This window comes from Streptomyces sp. NPDC093018 (assembly GCF_040684035.1).
Classification (GTDB): Bacteria; Actinomycetota; Actinomycetes; order Streptomycetales; family Streptomycetaceae; genus Streptomyces; species Streptomyces murinus.
Genome location: NZ_JBFBFF010000002.1, coordinates 38,741 through 54,191, shown reverse-complemented (window position 1 = coordinate 54,191; position 15,451 = coordinate 38,741). Strand labels below are relative to the sequence as shown.

The 15,451-nt window shown below is 70.6% G+C and carries 10 protein-coding genes; 5 read left to right on the top strand and 5 right to left on the bottom strand.

Features of this window, described 5'->3' with window-relative positions:
- Positions 1-54: 54 nt before the first annotated feature.
- The 4 genes from AB0N90_RS04085 to AB0N90_RS04070 all read right to left on the bottom strand — a co-directional run bounded on the left by AB0N90_RS04085 (position 55) and on the right by AB0N90_RS04070 (position 7,775).
- On the bottom strand, positions 55-1,863 hold the full coding sequence (locus tag AB0N90_RS04085) for an ABC transporter substrate-binding protein (RefSeq protein WP_361674982.1): 1,809 nt from the start codon (positions 1,861-1,863) through the stop codon (positions 55-57).
- A 156-nt stretch (positions 1,864-2,019) separates the two neighbouring features.
- Positions 2,020-3,048, bottom strand: coding sequence for an ABC transporter permease (locus AB0N90_RS04080; RefSeq protein ID WP_365192879.1), 1,029 nt, complete (start codon positions 3,046-3,048; stop codon positions 2,020-2,022).
- Positions 3,049-3,594: 546 nt separating this feature from the next.
- Positions 3,595-5,502: a translational GTPase TypA gene (gene typA, locus AB0N90_RS04075; protein WP_361674986.1), complete on the bottom strand. Its 1,908-nt coding sequence runs from the start codon at positions 5,500-5,502 to the stop codon at positions 3,595-3,597.
- Positions 5,503-5,645: 143 nt separating this feature from the next.
- Positions 5,646-7,775, bottom strand: a complete 2,130-nt coding sequence (locus AB0N90_RS04070) for an ABC transporter family substrate-binding protein (protein ID WP_365192877.1) — start codon at positions 7,773-7,775, stop codon at positions 5,646-5,648.
- A 288-nt stretch (positions 7,776-8,063) separates the two neighbouring features.
- On the opposite strand from AB0N90_RS04070, the gene AB0N90_RS04065 reads away from it, so the two are divergent.
- From AB0N90_RS04065 to AB0N90_RS04050, 4 genes are read left to right on the top strand one after another with little or no spacing between them, the layout of a single operon-like run.
- Positions 8,064-8,351, top strand: coding sequence for a hypothetical protein (locus AB0N90_RS04065; RefSeq protein WP_365192875.1), 288 nt, complete (start codon positions 8,064-8,066; stop codon positions 8,349-8,351).
- A gap of 36 nt (positions 8,352-8,387) precedes the next feature.
- Positions 8,388-9,209 (top strand): hypothetical protein, encoded by an 822-nt coding sequence (locus AB0N90_RS04060; protein ID WP_365192873.1) that lies wholly within the window; start codon positions 8,388-8,390, stop codon positions 9,207-9,209.
- Positions 9,209-11,203, top strand: coding sequence for a fumarate reductase/succinate dehydrogenase flavoprotein subunit (locus tag AB0N90_RS04055; RefSeq protein ID WP_365192871.1), 1,995 nt, complete (start codon positions 9,209-9,211; stop codon positions 11,201-11,203). The genes AB0N90_RS04060 and AB0N90_RS04055 overlap by 1 nt, the downstream gene beginning before the upstream one ends.
- Positions 11,200-11,973, top strand: coding sequence for a succinate dehydrogenase/fumarate reductase iron-sulfur subunit (locus AB0N90_RS04050; protein ID WP_365192869.1), 774 nt, complete (start codon positions 11,200-11,202; stop codon positions 11,971-11,973). The genes AB0N90_RS04055 and AB0N90_RS04050 overlap by 4 nt, the downstream gene beginning before the upstream one ends.
- A gap of 10 nt (positions 11,974-11,983) precedes the next feature.
- On the opposite strand, the gene AB0N90_RS04045 is transcribed toward AB0N90_RS04050, so the two are convergent.
- Positions 11,984-13,330, bottom strand: coding sequence for a hypothetical protein (locus AB0N90_RS04045; protein ID WP_365192867.1), 1,347 nt, complete (start codon positions 13,328-13,330; stop codon positions 11,984-11,986).
- 80 nt (positions 13,331-13,410) lie between these two features.
- On the opposite strand from AB0N90_RS04045, the gene AB0N90_RS04040 reads away from it, so the two are divergent.
- Complete coding sequence (locus AB0N90_RS04040; RefSeq protein WP_365192866.1) at positions 13,411-15,438, top strand: hypothetical protein; 2,028 nt, start codon at positions 13,411-13,413, stop codon at positions 15,436-15,438.
- Positions 15,439-15,451: the final 13 nt, after the last annotated feature.

Here is a 15,451-nt window from a genome sequence, read left to right as displayed (position 1 = left end):
GGGCGGTACCGGCGCGCCCTTGGCCGGGGCGCGCCGGGTACCGGCGGATGACGGTTACTTGATGTAGAGGCGACGCGGGTCGACGCCGCCGATCACGTCGTCGTAGACGAGGCCGCCGACCTTGGAGCCGGCGATCTGGGTCTGCTTGTAGTAGGCGGTCGGGACCTCGTTGACCACCTTGGTCAGGAGGTACTTGTCGAGCTTCTCCCACTCGGCCGCGGACTTGACCGGGTCGGTGATGGTGTTGATGCGGTCGATCTCGCTGTTCACGTGCGGGTCGTTGATCTGCGAGTAGTTCGCCGCGCCGTCGGCGATCTGCCGGCCGTCGTACAGCGGGGGCAGGACCGTGGAGGCGGACGGCCAGTCGGCGCCCCAGGCGGTGTGGAAGATGTCGTAGGTGTTGTTCAGCTTGGAGACCTGGTCGTAGAAGGTCTCGGAGGGGATCTCCTGGCGCTGGACGTCGAACCCGGCCTTCTTCAGACCGGCCGCCATGGCGGTGGAGTACTGCTGGCCCTCGGGGGTGTTGATGTAGCCGAAGGTCAGCTTCATGTTGAGCTTGCCGGCCGCCTTGAGCAGGGCGTGCGCCTTGGCGGGGTCGCCCGCGGGCTTCTTCTTCTTGCCGTAGGGGTCGAAGGAGGGGTCGTAGCCGCTGACGGTCGGGCTGATCAGGCCGCCGGCGACCTCCATGGCGTCGGTGCCGCCGTAGGCGCGGACGAAGGGGGTGACCGGCAGGGCGTAGGCGATGGCCTGGCGGACCCGGATGTCCTTCATCTCGGGCTTGCTCATGTTGATGTTCATCTGGCCCACGTACGGCTGGTAGCCGGAGACCACCCGGGACTTGAGCTTGGGGTCCCGCAGCACCTCGGACAGGTTGCCCGCGTCGACCTGGTTGTTCCAGCTGATGCCGGTCCGGTCGGGGCCGCTGTCGGCGAGCAGCGCCTTGGTGGACGCCTCGTACTGCTGGTTGAAGGTGATGTTGAACCGGTCCACGTACTGGTGTCGGATCGGGTCCGTCTTCGGGTCCCAGTTCGGGTTCTTGACCAGCACCATCGACTTGCCGGACTTGAACGACTCGATCTTGTACGGGCCGCTGGTGACCGGGTTCTTGTCGTACTTCTCCTTGGTGTCGCCCTTGGCGGAGACGATGGAGTATCCGGCCATGGCCAGCGCGTACGGCAGGTCCGGGTGCGCCTTTTGGAAGTGGAAGACGATGGTCTTGTCGTCGGGCGTGGACAGGACGCTGTCGGGCAGGTGCTTGCCCTTGTAGGGGCCGTCGGGCAGCAGCTTGCGGTAGCTGGTGCCGCTGGTGTTCGCGAGCCACTGCTGGATGTAGCTCGGGCCCTGGTTGATGAACGGCGCGAAGAGCCGCTCGAAGGTCTGGCGGACGTCCTTGGCCGTGATCGGGGTGCCGTCGGCGAACTTGATGCCGTCCTTGAGCGTGTACTTCCAGGTCTTGCCGCCGTCGGTGGTGGTGCCGGAGTCGGTGGCGAGGTCGCCGACCACCTCGTGCTGCTTGCCGTCGTTGCTGGTCGCCTTGTAGCCGGTGAGGCCGCGGTGGATCAGCTGGGCGACCGTCATCTCGTCGTTGACGTAGATCTGCCCGGGGTCCAGGTGCGCGTAGCTGTCGCGCTGGAGGACCTCCATGCTGCCGCCGTTCTTGGCGCCGGGCACGGCGGCGGCGGGCCCGGTGGAGTCGGCCGCGTCGCCGAACTTGATGGAGGCCTGCTGGCGTTGCGCGTTCTGCTCGTCCTGCTTCTTGTTGTCGCCCGCGTCGCTGCCGCCCTTGCTGCAACCGGTGAGCACAAGAGCTCCGGCCGCGAGCACGGAGAGTGCGCCGTATGCGTGGCGTCCGCCCCTACTCATCACGAGGATTCCCACCCATCTGTGTGTCACCAGTGCGTTCTGTGCCCCACCGGTACGAAAAGGACTCTGGCGTGGTACGAGGTGTGCTGAAGTGCCGTGCGGTGCGAAGGAGTTGCCGACCGGGCCCGTCTCCCGTCGGCGGCTTCGGCGGTGGGGTCAGCGCGCGGTCTTGGGGTCGAACGCGTCGCGGACCGAGTCGCCGAGCAGATTGAAGGCGACGACGAAGATGATCATCGAGATGCCCGGGAAGAACATGTAGGTGATGTCGTTCTGCATCACCAGCTCGGTGGACGCCTTGGAGAACATCTGCCCCCAGTCCGGCGTCGGTTCGACGATGCCCACGCCCAGGTACGACAGACCCGCCTCGGCGGTCACGAAGTTGGGCAGCAGATACGTCGACTGCACCAGCAGCGGGGTGACGATGTTCGGCAGGATCTCCTTGCGGATGATCCGCCAGGGCGAGGCCCCGCTGACCTTGGCCGCCTCGATGAACTCCCGCTCGCGCAGGGCGAGTGCGGTGCCGCGCAGGATGCGGCCGAGGCCCATCCAGCCGAGGAACCACTGGACGAGGATGAGCGCGAGCACCCGGACATAGGTCGGTGTCTCGTCGCGCGGGCTGACGAACAGGGAGACCACGACCGGCATGCTCGCGATGAAGAACAGCTGCGCGGGGAAGGCGAGCAGGAAGTCGATGACCCGGCCGATGAAGTAGTCGGTCCTGCCGCCGAGATAGCCGGCCGCGACCCCGAGCAGGATGCCGGTGACGACGACCGCGACGGTGACGGCGACCGAGATCATCAGCGAGGTGCGGATGCCGTAGATGAGCTTGGTGAAGACGTCGTAGCCGTTGCCGGGTTCGAGCCCGAACCAGAACTGACCGCTGATGCCGCCGTTGGGCTGCACCGGCACACCGGCGCTGTCGAAGAGGTCCGGGCGTTCGTCCGCGTAGACCGTGTACGGGTTCTTGCCGTACACCTTCGAGATCAGCGGCGCGAGCAGGCCGATCAGGAAGAAGAAGCCCACCACGTAGGCCGATATCACTCCGGTGCGGTCACGCTTGAAGCGCGTCCACATCAGCCGGCCGGGGGACCGGCCCGTCAGCGCGGTCCCGCCCGTCGCCTTCGGCCCTGGTTCGCCGGAGACGACCGCGGTTCCGCCGCCCCCCATATCGATAGGACTTGTCACGGTTCGTCCGTTTCACAGGTATGAGTGTGAATGGTGTCCGGGTACTCCGAGGACGCGCGAACCCACAGGCGGACGCGCGTAGTTCAAAGACCTGGTCACACGACGGGAAGCGAAGAACCGATCCGCCTGCTGCTTACGACACCGCGCATGGGTGTTCCTCCTCACGACTGCACGCGTTCACCTACGGGAGGGGTTTTTGGCCTAGCCTCCGACACCCCTGACGGAGGCTCAGGCACCCCTTGGTGCTCGTGAGTCGACGCAACTGTCCCCACAGCGCGTGACCCATTGACCCGAGCGCTACGCGGCTAACTATCTGCCATGGGCGGAACGGCCGACCACTGCCCGTAGATCTCGATTCAGTCACAGCTGCCGCCCAGATCTTTCAAAATCTGGACAAAGCGTCTGCCCGAAGAAGGCGCGAAACGGACTTGTTACATGGGTATCGGGCAACGATCTCCGCATGTCGGACATGCACCACTGAAAAACGGGTTGCAAAAAACCCGGGTCCCCCCACCATGGGGGAACCCGGGTTCAAGTGGCCCTGGATCAGCCGTGCTTGGCGCGGCTCGCGGCGCGGGCGCGCTCACGCTGGTCGAGGTTCACCTTGCGGATGCGAACGGCCTCCGGGGTCACCTCGACGCACTCGTCGTCGCGGCAGAACTCCAGCGACTGCTCCAGCGACAGCTTGCGCGGCGGAACGATCGCCTCGAACGAGTCGGCCGACGAGGACCGCATGTTCGTGAGCTTCTTCTCCTTGGTGATGTTCACGTCCATGTCGTCGGCGCGCGAGTTCTCACCGACGATCATGCCCTCGTACACCTCGGTGCCCGGGTCCACGAAGAGCACGCCGCGCTCCTGGAGGTTCGTCATCGCGAACGCGGTGACGGAACCGGAGCGGTCGGCCACCAGCGAACCGTTGTTACGGGTCGTGAGGGTGCCGAACCAGGGCTCGTGGCCCTCGTGGATGGAGTGGCCGATGCCGGTACCGCGGGTCTGGGTCAGGAACTCGGTACGGAAACCGATCAGACCGCGCGAGGGGACCACGAACTCCATGCGCACCCAGCCGGAGCCGTGGTTCGACATGTTGTCCATGCGGCCCTTGCGGACGCCCATGAGCTGGGTGACGGCACCCATGTGCTCCTCGGGCACGTCGATCGTCATGCGCTCGACCGGCTCGTGGACCTTGCCGTCGATCTCCCGGGTGACGACCTGGGGCTTGCCGACGGTCAGCTCGTAGCCCTCGCGGCGCATCTGCTCGACCAGGATGGCCAGCGCCAGCTCACCGCGGCCCTGCACCTCCCAGGCGTCGGGGCGCTCGGTGTCCAGGACGCGCAGCGAGACGTTACCGATCAGCTCGCGGTCGAGGCGGTCCTTGACCTGGCGGGCGGTGACCTTGCGGTCCTTGACGGCCGCCTTCGCGTCGGCGCCCTTGCCGGTGCCGCCGCGGCCGACCAGCGGTGAGGTGTTGGTGCCGATGACCATGGAGATCGCCGGCTCGTCCACCGTGATCAGCGGCAGCGCGATCGGGTTCTCCGGGTCGGCCAGGGTCTCGCCGATCATGATCTCCGGGATACCGGCGACGGCGCAGATGTCACCGGGGCCGGCCACCTCGGCGGGCTTGCGGGTGAGGGCCTCGGTCATCATCAGCTCGGTGATGCGCACGTTGCTGATGGAGCCGTCGCGCTTGATCCAGGCCACGGTCTGGCCCTTGCGCAGCTCGCCCTGCTCGACGCGGAGCAGCGCGATACGGCCGAGGAAGTTGTCGGCGTCGAGGTTGGTGACATGGGCCTGGAGCGGCGCGTCGTCCTCGTACGTCGGGGCCGGGATGTGCTGCAGGATCGTGGAGAAGAACGGCTCCAGGCTGTCGCTGTCGGCCGGGACGGTGCCGTCCTCGGGCTTGGTCAGCGAGGCGACGCCGTCACGGCCGCAGGCGTAGACGATCGGGAACTCGATCTGCTCCTCGTCCGCGTCCAGGTCGAGGAAGAGGTCGTACGTCTCGTTGACGACCTCGTCGATGCGGGCGTCCGGGCGGTCCGTCTTGTTGATGCACAGGATGACGGGCAGCCGCTGCTGGAGCGCCTTGCGCAGCACGAACCGGGTCTGCGGCAGGGGGCCCTCGGAGGCGTCCACCAGCAGCACCACGCCGTCGACCATCGACAGACCGCGCTCGACCTCACCACCGAAGTCGGCGTGGCCGGGGGTGTCGATGATGTTGATGGTGATGACCTCCCCGCCGTCCTTGGGGTGGTACTTCACCGCCGTGTTCTTGGCGAGGATCGTGATGCCCTTCTCACGCTCCAGGTCGTTCGAGTCCATGACTCGGTCGTCGACCTGGTCGAGCTGGTGAGCGGCGAACGCGCCGGCCTGCTTCAGCATGCCGTCGACGATGGTGGTCTTGCCATGGTCGACGTGAGCGACGATGGCAACGTTGCGGATGTCGTGGCGCGTGGCCATAGTGCGGCGTACTCCCGAAGTGGTGAGAAGGCCCTGCTGCGTACGTCCGTGTGACGCGGGCCTGCCGGGCTTGACACGCCACGGCCTCACCCCATGGTACGTGGCCCTGGGCGGGTCGGCCTCCGCAGGGCCTCTCGGCCCCCTCAGCCCTGGGACGGACTCGCCGAAACCCTGGCCCCCTTCTTCAGGAATCCCATGTCCTCGTACACCGGTGTCTGGAAGCCGAACGCCCCCGCGTTGACCAGGTCCTTCCGCGCCCCCACCAGCTGCGGGCGCTGGTAGAGCGGGATCGATCCGGCGGCGGCCCAGATGCGGCTGTCGGCCTGCCGGATCAGGGACTTCGCCTCGTCCTCGTCCAGCGTCGTCGCCGCCTGTTCGAAGAGCTGGTCGACCTGGTCGGTGCCGATCCGGGTGTAGTTCTGCTCGACGTTCACCGAGCCGTCCGCGCCGGGCAGCGGCTTGGCGTAGATCGGCCGGGCGTCGGTCGCGGGGAAGGCGGAGGACGGCCAGGAGTACAGCGCGAGATCGAAGTCACCCGCGGCGATGTGGTCCTTGAAGTAGCTCTCGTCGGACACCTTGGTGATCGTCGTGACGATCCCGAGCCGGTCCAGCATCGCGGAGATCCGGGTGGCGACGGTGTTCAGCGTGTCCGAGCCCGGCCCGGACGGCAGCACGAAACGCAGGGTGAGCGCCTTGCCGTCCTTGGCGAGCGGACCGGTCCTGGCCCCGGCCGGCGCCGCCGTGCCCTTGGGCGCGTAGGCGCCCGCCGCTCCCCCGTGCCGGCCCTCCTCCGCGAGGTGCTTGCCACCGGCGTCGCCCTTGTTGTCCTCGCCGACGACGTACTCGCCGTCGTGGCCGCCGTCCGACTTCTCCTCCTGCTTGTCCTGGCCGCTCTCGGGCCCGGCCGCCTTCTGCCCCTTCTTCTCCTCCTTGACCGGTCCGCCGGCCACCCACCCGGCGTCCGCGAGCAGCGCCTGCGCCGCCTTGGTGTCCTGCGCGCCGAGCGCCCCGCTGTCGTCGGCGTACGCGGGCTGCCCGGACAGCGCGAGATGGCTGCCCACCGGTACGGCGGGCAGGCCCAGCGGGGTGAGCACCAGGCGGGCGATCTCCTTGCGGTCCAGGGCGCGCGCGACGGCCCGGCGGACCCGCTCGTCGGTGAGCGGTCCGGAGGCGCCGTTGAGGGCGAGCTGGGTGTAGGCGGGCTCCAGGGACTTGCGGACGCCGTAGGCCTTCAGGGCCGTCTGCTGGTCGAGGTACTCGCTGATCGCCTTGGCCAGCTCGGTGCGGCCCGCCTTGACGTCGGCGGAGTCGAGCCCGTGGGCGCGCGCCCAGGAGCGCAGCGTCGAAAGGGACGTCCGGCCACCGCCCTGGAGCGGGGAGGAGCCGCCCTTGCCGGTAGCGGCGAGCCCGATCCGCTCGGCGTCGGCCGGGTCGAGGTCGGCGAGGTCCGCGGTGCCGTCGGCGAGCGCGCCGACCCGCTTGTCGTGGGGCACGGTGTGCAGCACGATCTGGTTCAGCTTGGCCGGCCTGCCCCACCAGCGGGGGTTGCGGGTGAGGACGATGTCCTGGGCGATGGTGTCGACCTTGTCCACCTTGAAGGGGCCCGCGCTGATGGCCAGCTTGCGGCGGGCGCCGTCGTTGAAGGCGTCCGGGGTGCCCATGACGTCCTTCGGGTACAGCGGCGAGAACAGCGACTTCCAGTCGGCGTAGGGGCGGGAGAAGGTGACCCGGACCTGGAGGTCGTTGGCGCCGCGCTCGATCTTCTCGATGCGGTCGTACCCGGCGTTGCGCGCGGTCCAGTAGGCGCTGTCCTTGCCGGACAGGGCCCGCCACTGGGCGACGAAGTCGGCGGCGCCGATCTCCCGGCCGTCGCTCCACACCGCCTGCTGGTTCAGCTTGTACAGCACCACCTGGCGCGGCTCGGTCTCGATGACCTTGGCGGACTCCAGGTAGGCGGGGTTGACGACCGGGCGGCCGGTGGCGTCCATCCGGAACATGGCGGGCAGCGTGGCCTGGGCGACGCGGGTGGTCCCGGTGTCGGCGTCCGCCTGGTAGGTGTTCAGCGTCTCCGGGAGGTCGTCCACGGCCCATTTCAGGGTGCCGCCGTCGGCCACCTGACTGCGGGCGACCAGATCGATGTCCTGCGCGGCGAGGGGCTTGGCCACGTCGTCGTCCGAGCCGCAACCCGTGAGCAGCGCTGCCGCGAGAGCGCCCGTGGTGAGGAAGGCGGCCGAGCGCAGGACCGCGCGCAGGCCGACGCCGTGCTGGGACATCTCTGCTACCTCCGGGAAGCCGCGAGCGATATGATCACGTTTGGCGGTATTTGGAGCTGATCAGATCTATGCGGCTACTGAAGAGGAAAGGATCCGCCGACCACGAGCGACACGGCGGCGACGGCCGGCAAGCCCACCCGTGCGGCGCAAACACACCGGGACGAGCGCCCGTACGCCTGTCCAATCGATGCAGATGCCTTCACAGCACCAGGTGTGACGCGCGACACTCTCAGGCGCATGAGCAAAGCCGCCCAAGGCCCGCAGCATCCGCGGAAGTGAGGGCACATCATGTCCGTGCACGACGACCTGACCATGGTCCAGCGCAGCCTCGACGAGCTGCGGCGGTCGCTGGGCCGGCTGGAACGGCAGCTCGGCGGCGGCCTGGAGATGCGCCGGGCCCGGCTGGACGCCGACCATCTGCGCGAGAGCGTGGCGCTGCTGCGCGAGGCGGCCGCCACCAAGGGCTCGGCCACCCGGCCCGACCTCGTCACCATCTCCGACACGCCGTACGACATCAGCCTGTGGACGGACTCGGACGACGAGGGCCTGGGCGCCCGTGACCGGCACGCCCCCTGATACGCCCCTGTTCCCCGAGCCGAGCGGAGTGCTGTCTTGGCCACTGGTACGGAACATCGACCCGACGGCGGCGGCGTGCGTGCCCCCGGGCGCGCCGCGATCGCCGCCGCACACTTACGGACCGACCGCTGGTGGCTGGCGCCCGCCGGCACGGCGGCCGGTCTGCTGGCCTTCGTCGTCTACTCGACCTGGCGGGCCTTCGCGAACGCCGACTACTACGCGTCGCCGTACGTCTCGCCGTTCTACTCACCCTGCCTGGCGCACAACTGCCAGTCCATGCGCGGCGGTCCCAACGCGGACCTCTTCGGGAGCTGGTGGGGCATCTCCCCCGCCGTCATCATCCTGGTCTTCCCGCTGGGCTTCCGGCTGACCTGCTACTACTACCGCAAGGCGTACTACCGCGGCTTCTGGGCCTCCCCGCCCGCCTGCGCGGTCGCCGAACCGCACCGGACGTACTCGGGCGAGACCCGCTTCCCGCTGATCCTCCAGAACCTCCACCGCTACTTCTTCTACGCCGCCCTGCTCGTCGCGGGCGTGCTGACCTACGACACCGCCCTGACCTTCCGCGACGAGCACCACCGGTGGGGCCACATGGGCCTGGGCACCCTGGTCTTCCTGGCCAACATCGCGCTGATCTGGGCGTACACCCTCTCCTGCCACTCCTGCCGGCACATCGTCGGCGGCCAGCTCAAGCACTTCTCCCGGCACCCGGTGCGCTACCGGGCCTGGCGCTTCGTGGGGCGGCTCAACGCCCGGCACATGCAGCTGGCGTGGGCGTCGCTGCTCGGCGTGGCGGTCGCCGACCTCTACGTCTATCTGCTCGCGTCCGGTGTCTTCGACGATCCGAGGTTCTTCTGATGCCCGTGGTGGACCGCCAGGAGTGGGACGTCGTCGTGGTCGGGGCCGGGGGCGCCGGGCTGCGGGCCGCGATCGAGGCGCGTGAGCGGGGCGCCCGTACGGCGGTGATCTGCAAGTCCCTGTTCGGCAAGGCGCACACGGTGATGGCCGAGGGCGGCATCGCGGCGGCGATGGCCAACGCCAACGAGCACGACACCTGGCAGACGCACTTCCGCGACACCCTGCGCGGCGGCAAGTTCCTCAACCAGTGGCGGATGGCCGAGCTGCACGCCCAGGAGGCGCCGCGGCGGGTGTGGGAACTGGAGACCTGGGGCGCGCTGTTCGACCGCACGAAGGACGGCCGGATCTCCCAGCGCAACTTCGGCGGCCATGAGTACCCGCGCCTCGCCCATGTCGGCGACCGCACCGGCCTCGAACTGATCCGCACCCTCCAGCAGCGGATCGTCGCCCTGCAGCAGGAGGACCACGCCAGGACCGGGGACCACGAGTCCGACCTGAAGATCTTCCAGGAGTGCACCGTCACCCGGGTGCTGAAGGACGGCTCACGCGTCTCGGGAGTCTTCGCGTACGACCGCGAGACCGGCCGCTTCTTCGTCCTGCGGGCCCCCGCCGTGGTCCTCGCGACCGGCGGCATCGGCAAGTCCTTCAAGGTGACGTCCAACTCCTGGGAGTACACCGGCGACGGCCACGCGCTGGCCCTGCTCGCCGGGGCGCCGCTGCTGAACATGGAGTTCGTGCAGTTCCACCCGACGGGCATGGTCTGGCCGCCGTCGGTCAAGGGCATCCTCGTCACCGAGTCGGTGCGCGGCGACGGCGGGGTGCTGCGCAACTCCGAGGGCAGGCGGTTCATGTTCGACTACGTGCCGGACGTGTTCAAGGAGAAGTACGCCGAGTCGGAGCAGGAGGCCGACGGCTGGTACGACGATCCCGAGCACCACCGCCGCCCGCCCGAACTGCTCCCCCGCGACGAGGTCGCCCGCGCCATCAACGCCGAGGTGAAGGCGGGCCGCGGCTCCCCGCACGGCGGCGTCTTCCTGGACGTCTCCACCCGGATGCCGGCGGAGGTGATCCGGCGCCGGCTGCCTTCCATGTACCACCAGTTCAAGGAGCTGGCGGACGTCGACATCACGGCCGAGCCGATGGAGGTCGGGCCGACCTGCCACTACGTGATGGGCGGTGTCGCCGTCGACTCCGACACGGCGGCGGCCCGCGGGGTGCCGGGGCTGTACGCGGCCGGCGAGGTGGCGGGCGGCATGCACGGCTCCAACCGGCTCGGCGGCAACTCCCTCTCCGATCTGCTGGTGTTCGGGCGGCGCGCGGGATGGCACGCGGCCGAGTACGCGCGCTCCCTCGCACGGGAGCGGCCACCCGTGGACGACGACCAGATCGACGCGGCCTCGGCGGAGGCGCTGCGTCCGTTCGCCCTCGGGGCGGAACGCGGGGCGACCGGGGCTGCGGAGGCGGCCGGGGTGGTCGAGGCGGGCGGGGCTGTCGAGGCGGGCGGGCCTGTCGAGGCGGGTGGTGGCGGCCCGGAGAACCCGTACACCCTGCACCAGGAACTCCAGCAGACCATGAACGACCTGGTCGGCATCATCCGCCGCGCGGGCGAGATGGAGCAGGCCCTGACCAGGCTCGCGGAGCTGCGCGAGCGCGCGGGCCGGGCGGGCGTCGAGGGGCACCGGCAGTTCAATCCCGGCTGGCATCTCGCCCTGGACCTGCGGAACATGCTGCTGGTCAGCGAGTGCGTGGCACGGGCGGCGCGGGAGCGCACGGAGTCACGCGGCGGCCATACGCGGGAGGACTGCCCGGCGATGGAACGGGCGTGGCGCAACGTCAACCTGCTCTGCACACTGACCGATTCGGCCACCGGCCGGATCCGCCTGACCCGCGAGACCACGCCTCCCATCCGCCCCGATCTGCTCGACCTGTTCGACAAGGAGGAGTTGGCCAAGTACCTCACCGACGAGGAGCTGGAAGGGGGGCTGTCCGCATGAGCGGCTACGAGGCCCGCTTCAGGGTGTGGCGGGGCGACGAACAGGACGGCGAGCTGCGGGACTTCACGGTCGAGGTCAACGAGGGCGAGGTGGTTCTCGACATCGTCCACCGGCTCCAGGCGACCCAGGCCCCGGATCTCGCGGTGCGCTGGAACTGCAAGGCGGGCAAGTGCGGTTCGTGCTCGGCGGAGATCAACGGCCGCCCCCGGCTGATGTGCATGACCCGGATGTCGGTCTTCGACCGCGCGGAGACCGTCACGATCACCCCGCTGCGCGCCTTCCCGGTGATCCGCGACCTGGTGACGGACGTGAGCTTCAACTACGAGAAGGCGCGCGGGATCCCGGCGTTCGTACCGCCGCCGGAACTGGCGCCCGGCGAGTACCGGATGTTCCAGGAGGACGTGGACCGCTCGCAGGAGTTCCGCAAGTGCATCGAGTGCTTCCTGTGCCAGGACACCTGCCATGCGGTGCGCGACCACGAGGAGAACAAACGGGCGTTCGCGGGCCCGCGCTTTCTGATGCGGGTCGCGGAACTGGACATGCATCCGCTGGACGCGGCCGAGCGGTCCGGCCTCGACCGCAAGCGCACCGCGCAGGAGGAACACGGCCTCGGCTACTGCAACATCACCAAGTGCTGCACCGAGGTCTGCCCGGAGGGCATCCGGATCACGGACAACGCCCTGATCCCGCTGAAGGAACGGGCCGTCGACCGCAAGTACGACCCACTGGTGTGGCTGGGCGCGAAGATCGCGCGACGGCGTTCCCCCTGACCGTCGCCCCTCACTCCACCCACCCCTCGCGGTAGGCCCGCCAGTCCGCGTCCGTCGCGGCGAAGTCCACGTACAGGGCGACGCCGAAGCGGGCGCGGCGGGCGTCGGTACGGGACAGTCCGAGGCGTACGCCCCGTACCGCGGCCGGGACGATCTCCCCGCGGGCCCAGTGCCCGAACCGGTTCTCGTGGTAGAAGGGCAGGCCCATCAGGAGCTGGGTGGACCCGGGGGTCACCTCCAGGGCGAGGCTGGTCTGCTGGGCCACGTAACCGCCGTACAGGCTCGGCAGCGGCTGCATGGTGTCGTACGACATCACGGCGATCTGGTCCACCCGGCGGGCCACCTGCCCGAAGTACGCCTGCGACCACCACTTGGGGTGTCCGGTGGTCGCGCCCCAGAAAGAGTGGAAGCCCGGCAGGGGGTCGATCTGGTGGGCGGCGACGGAGAGCAGCGCGTGATGGGCGCGGGTGAGGGTGTGCAGGTCGTCGAGGAGGGTCAGGTAGTCGCGGTCGCCGGAGTGCAGGGGCTCCAGGTCGAAGTGGGCGCCCTGGAAGCCGGCGGCGAGGATCCGCCGGGTGGAGGCGAGGATCGCGGAGCGGGTCGCCGGGCGCTCCAGGTGCAGCCCCTTGGGCCCCTCGCTCGCGACCACGTCTCCCAGCCAGGCCTGCACCCGGACATCGGGCAGTTCCCGGTGCAGGGCGCCGATCAGCCAGCGCGCCTTGGGGTAGTCCGCGTCGGGCAACGTCCCGTCGTCCTCCAGCGGCCCGGAGTGCACGTACAGATCCCTGACCCCGGTCCCCCGCAACCGGCCCGCCAGTTCCCGCACATCCGCCTCGCTCTTCCGCCCGTCCACCCAGGCGTGCCCGAGCCAGAGCGCGTCCTGGTCACGGGTGCGGGTGCCGGGGGCGGGCTCACCGGAATAGTTGACGCGGAGGGCGCCTTCGGCGGTGAGGAGCGCGAGAACGAGGAGGAGAAGGACCAGGGAGAGGGCGGCGAGGGCGCGGCGTAGGGGACGACGGGGGTGGTGGGAGGGGGCGCCGGGGCGGGGGGTGGGGATGGGGGTCGGGCCGGAGGTGGAGGCCGGGCCGGAGGAAGGGGCCGGGCCGGAAGTGGAGGCCGGGCCGGAAGTGGAGGCCGGGCCGGAAGTGGAGGCCGGGCCGGTTTCAGGCGCGGGATCGCTTCCGGGCGCCGGATCGCTTACGGACGTCGGATCGCTTACGGACGTCGGGTCGGTTTCCGGCTCGGGGGCTGTGCCCTTTTCGGGGGTGGTCGCCGCTGTCGGGGTCGGTTCGGTGCCCGCGGGCTCCGGCCCCGGATCCGTCCCCGGCCCCTTCCCCGGCCCGGTTTCCGCGTCCATTCCGTCCCCCTGTCCGCCTGGTCCCCCACCCGTATCCGCCCCGCTCGCGGTGCGGCCTACTCCCCCATACGCTCCGAAATGTGACGTCCTCCCTGTTCCGGGGCCGCCCCCGGCGTGCCAAGGCGCACATACGGGTGCGGGTGACGCATGCCGTGCTGGGTGCCCTGGTGGGGGCCGGGTGGCTGATGTTGCCGTTGATGACGGTGGCCACGCGTCGTACGGTTCCCGCCGCCTCCCCCGGAACGCTGGCCGACGCGGCGGCGCCGGGGCAGGGCGGCACCACCTCCGCGGCGGACTACGTGCTCCCGCTCATCGCCGTGGCCGCGGCGGCGGTACTGGCGGCCTACGGCTACCTGCGCCGCGTCCGCCGCACCCGGACTCGTACGACACCGGGGACGACCCTGCCGGGACGTCCGGCACCCCCCACGGTCGCCGACGCCGAACGCCAGGCCCGGATCGCGCTGGTGCTGGCCGACGACTGCGTACGGACGAGCCGCGAGGAACTGGGCTTCGTACGGGAGAGATTCGGGGTGGGGAAGGGCGGGGTGGGTTCGAGGGGTGAGGCCGGGGGGTGGGCCCGGGAGGAGTGGGAGGCGAAGGCCGAGGCAGGGCCGCAAACGGAGGACGGGACGCGGACCGGAGCGATACCGGCGACGGGGACGGCGGCGGCCGACACGGGTGCCGTGTCCGGAGCGGAGGCGGCACACGGGGGGTTCGAGGGCGAGGCAGCCGCAGAGGCAAAGGCGGGGACGCCCGAGGCACGATCCGAGGCGGGGACCGACGCCGACCGGCGGACTCGGCGGGAATCCGAGACGGAGGCGGACGCGCGGGCGGCGGCCGGAGCGGGGGCGGGTGCCGGAGCGGGAGCGGCGGCGGCACCCCGGGCAGAGCCGACCGGGGGCGCCCACGGGCACCCCCCGCAGGAGACCGGGGCCCAGCTTCGGGCCACCGCCGAGATCGAGGCGGAATCGGCGACCGCGGCCTTCGTCCATGCCCTGCGCGGCGCCGAAGCCGAGTTGGTGGCGGCGTTCGCGATATGGCGGAGGTACGAACAGGGGTTGCCCGGAGAAGCGGCGGCGCGGCGGCAGGCGCTGGTCGGGGTGGTCGGGCGGTGCGCGGAGGCGGGGCGGCGGCTGGACGCGGAGGCCGCGGCACTGGACCAGATACGCGGACTGGAGGGACCGGGCGCCGGCGCGGCACTGGACGTGGCGGAGGGCAGGTTCCGGGTGCTGGCGGCACGGACGGTGGCCGCCCACGCGACCCTGGCGGCGTCCCGGGAGCGGTACGCGCCCTCGGCCACCGACCCCGTCACCGGCTCGGTCGAACAGGCCAAGGACCGGCTGCTGTTCGCCACCGCCCACCTCAACGCGGCCCGCAGGTCGATCGACGCCGCCGACGGCGACGGCACGGCCCGGAACCTGCGCGCCGCCGAGGGCGCCGTGGCCCAGGCCGAGATCCTGGTGACCGGCGTCGAACGGCTCGCCGCCCGGCTGCGGGAGGCCGCCGCGCTGGTACCGGCCGCCCTGACCGGCGCGGAGGCCGAGCTGGCGGCGGCCCGGCACGGACGTTCCCGCACCTCCCTGGCCACCGGCGAGCTGAACGCCCGGCTGGCCCACGCGGACGGCGTACTGGCCGCCGTACGGGAGGAGTTGACCGGCGCCCTCCCGTACGACCCGCTGGACGCCCTGCGCCGGATCACCCGTGCCGTGGACCGCCTGGACGTGGGCCGCTCGGGCGTCCTGGACACGGCGGCGCTCCTCGTCGCCCGCACCTCGCTGGACTCGGCCGACGACTTCGTCACGGTGCACCGCGGCGCCGTCGGCCCGGAGGCCCGCGCCCTGCTGTCGGAGGCGGCACGGGCGCTGACCACCGGCGCCACCGGCACCCGTACCGCCTTCGAGGCCGACACCGCCGCCCGCGAGGCCCGCGGCCTCGCCGAACGCGATGTCCGCGCCCACGGCACCCCCTACCCCGACACCACCACGACCGGCCTCCCCGGCGCGGTCCTCGGCGGCATCCTCCTCGCCGAAGACCCCGACGGCGGACCCCCGGCCGCGTTCGGGGGGCCGGGGACACGGGGGCGAAGACATATGCGCACGCCTGGGTGACGCCAGGTGGCGG

Bases quoted from the DNA above. Each gene is read 5' to 3' on its own strand.
- AB0N90_RS04085 (WP_361674982.1), bottom strand. From the start codon at position 1,863: ATGAGTAGGGGCGGACGCCACGCATACGGCGCACTCTCCGTGCTCGCG.
- AB0N90_RS04070 (WP_365192877.1), bottom strand. From the start codon at position 7,775: ATGTCCCAGCACGGCGTCGGCCTGCGCGCGGTCCTGCGCTCGGCCGCC.
- AB0N90_RS04055 (WP_365192871.1), top strand. From the start codon at position 9,209: ATGCCCGTGGTGGACCGCCAGGAGTGGGACGTCGTCGTGGTCGGGGCC.
- typA (WP_361674986.1), bottom strand. From the start codon at position 5,502: ATGGCCACGCGCCACGACATCCGCAACGTTGCCATCGTCGCTCACGTC.
- AB0N90_RS04050 (WP_365192869.1), top strand. From the start codon at position 11,200: ATGAGCGGCTACGAGGCCCGCTTCAGGGTGTGGCGGGGCGACGAACAG.
- AB0N90_RS04065 (WP_365192875.1), top strand. From the start codon at position 8,064: ATGTCCGTGCACGACGACCTGACCATGGTCCAGCGCAGCCTCGACGAG.
- AB0N90_RS04045 (WP_365192867.1), bottom strand. From the start codon at position 13,330: ATGGACGCGGAAACCGGGCCGGGGAAGGGGCCGGGGACGGATCCGGGG.